The sequence below is a fragment of the Halorubrum sp. AJ67 genome, assembly GCF_000513435.1.
Map to the genome: position 1 here is coordinate 63,333 of NZ_CBVY010000005.1, position 1,958 is coordinate 65,290.

The 1,958-nt window shown below is 67.5% G+C and carries 2 protein-coding genes and 1 pseudogene (1 of these 3 only partly in view); all 3 read left to right on the forward strand.

Translation table 11 applies throughout. The features are described 5' to 3' along the window. A pseudogene (locus BN903_RS15180) lies at positions 1-179 on the forward strand (phosphate signaling complex PhoU family protein) (it extends 381 nt beyond the left edge of the window). A 52-nt stretch (positions 180-231) separates the two neighbouring features. After that, entirely contained in the window at positions 232-693 is a 462-nt protein-coding gene (locus tag BN903_RS06575; protein WP_048076985.1) for a low molecular weight phosphatase family protein, read from the forward strand. A 49-nt stretch (positions 694-742) separates the two neighbouring features. Continuing rightward, positions 743-1,795 carry a sodium:calcium antiporter gene (locus BN903_RS06580; RefSeq protein ID WP_048076986.1) on the forward strand — a complete coding sequence of 351 codons (1,053 nt, stop codon included), beginning with the start codon at positions 743-745 and terminating at the stop codon, positions 1,793-1,795. Positions 1,796-1,958: the final 163 nt, after the last annotated feature.

Genomic DNA, 1,958 nt, shown 5'->3' on the forward strand with positions numbered 1-1,958 from the left:
ACGCCGACGGCGACACGGACGACGGCGCGACCGACGACGAGGCGCTCGAAGCCTCGCTCGACGAGGTGTCACAGGCGCTGCTCGCCGTGCGCGACCTCGAACGGATCGCCGACCACGCGGTCAACATCGCGGCGCGGACCCTGTACATGGTCGAAAACGACGACGAACTGATCTACTGAGGGCGGTCCGCCCCGCGGCGGGCGGTTCACGACGGAACACGACACACAACACATGACATCCACTGACACCGCGGACGACGAAACGGCGACCGACGAGACGACCATCCTCACGTTCATGTGCGTCCGCAATGCCGGGCGCAGCCAGATGGCGACGGCGTTCGCCGAACGCGAGCGCGACCGACGCGGGCTCGGCGACCGCGTCGAGATCCGGACCGGCGGTACTGACCCCGCCGAGTCCGTCCACGAGGTCGTCGTCGAGGCGCTCGCGGAAGTCGGTCTCGACGCGAACGGCCGGACGCCGCAAGCGATCTCCGACGCGGCGCTCGCCGAGTCGGACTTCGTCGCCACGATGGGCTGTTCGACGCTCGACTTAGAGACCGTCGACACCGACGACTGGGCGCTCGACGACCCGGGCGAGCAGCCGATCGAGGCGGTCCGCGAGATCCGCGACGAGATCGAACGGCGTGTGATCGCCGTCTTCGACGAGCGGTTCGGCGAGTTCGACGGCGAGTAGGACGCCCGCCTCCGGAAGTCATAATCGACTCCGTACACTGTAGTGAGGCGTGACCGTACTACAGGAACTCATCGGTGACCAGTCGCTCGTCGTTTGGATCGTGTTGGGCGCGATCGGGTTCCTGCTGACGTGGAAGGGCGCGAACGTTATCGAGTCGACGACCTCGAAGATCAGCGACCACTTCGGCGTCTCGCAGGCCGTTCAGGGGGGGCTCATCGTCGCGGCCGCGACGTCGTTCCCCGAACTCGCGATCATCATCATCTCGGTGCTCGTCCTCGGTGACTTCGGCGTCGGCGCTGGCGCGCTCATCGGGACGGCGGTGTTCAACATCTTGGTCATCCCGGCCGCCGTCTCCATCACGAGCGGCGACACGACGACGACGCAGGGGATCGTCTACCGCGACGCCATCTTCTACATGGTCGCCGTCCTCGCCCTCTTCGGCGTGATCGCGCTCGGCGTCCTCGGGACCGACGGGCGGGAGCTCACGCGGATCACCCCCCAGATGGGCGTCGGTCTGCTGGTGTTGTACGGCGTGTACGTCATCCTCCTCGCCGGCGGCAAGAGCGGCGCATCGGACCTGAAGCGGACCGAATCGGCGAACCTCCCGAAACAGGTCGGGCTGTTCGCGGCCGGGCTAGTCGTCGTGCTCGTCGGCGTCGAGTCGATGGTCACCATGACGGTGCAGATCTCCGAGGCGCTTGACGCGCCGTCGTTCCTCGTCTCCGTGACGTTGCTGTCGGCGATGAGTTCGTTCCCCGACCTGCTCGTCGGCGTGAAGATGGGCAAAGCCGGCGACAAACGGGCGGCGGTCGCCAACGTCTTCGGGACGAACACGTTCAACCTCGTCGCTGCGCTGCCGATCGGCGTCATCCTCGCCGGCGGCGTCTCGATCGGCTTCCTCACCTCCGTGCCGCTCCTCCTGTTCCTGTTTTACACCACCCTCGCCGTGGTGGTGATGGCCGCGACGGAGTTCGAGATCACCACCGAGGAGGGGTACGTCTTCCTCGCGATGTACTTCGCCTTCCTCGGCTGGATGACGACCGAGGCGCTCGGGGTCACCACGCTGCTCACCGAGTCGACGCTCCGGACGATCGTCGGGTGACGGGCGCGCTCGCCGCCCGGGACCGGACTCCTCCGTGGCAAGCGATCACTCCGTCCGAACGCGAACCTCGATCCCGTCGCCGTCGGTGACGGCGATCCCGTCGTCGCGCTCGTCGACGGCGACCTCGCGCTCGGCCGCGACCGCGTCGAGCCGGACGCGCACC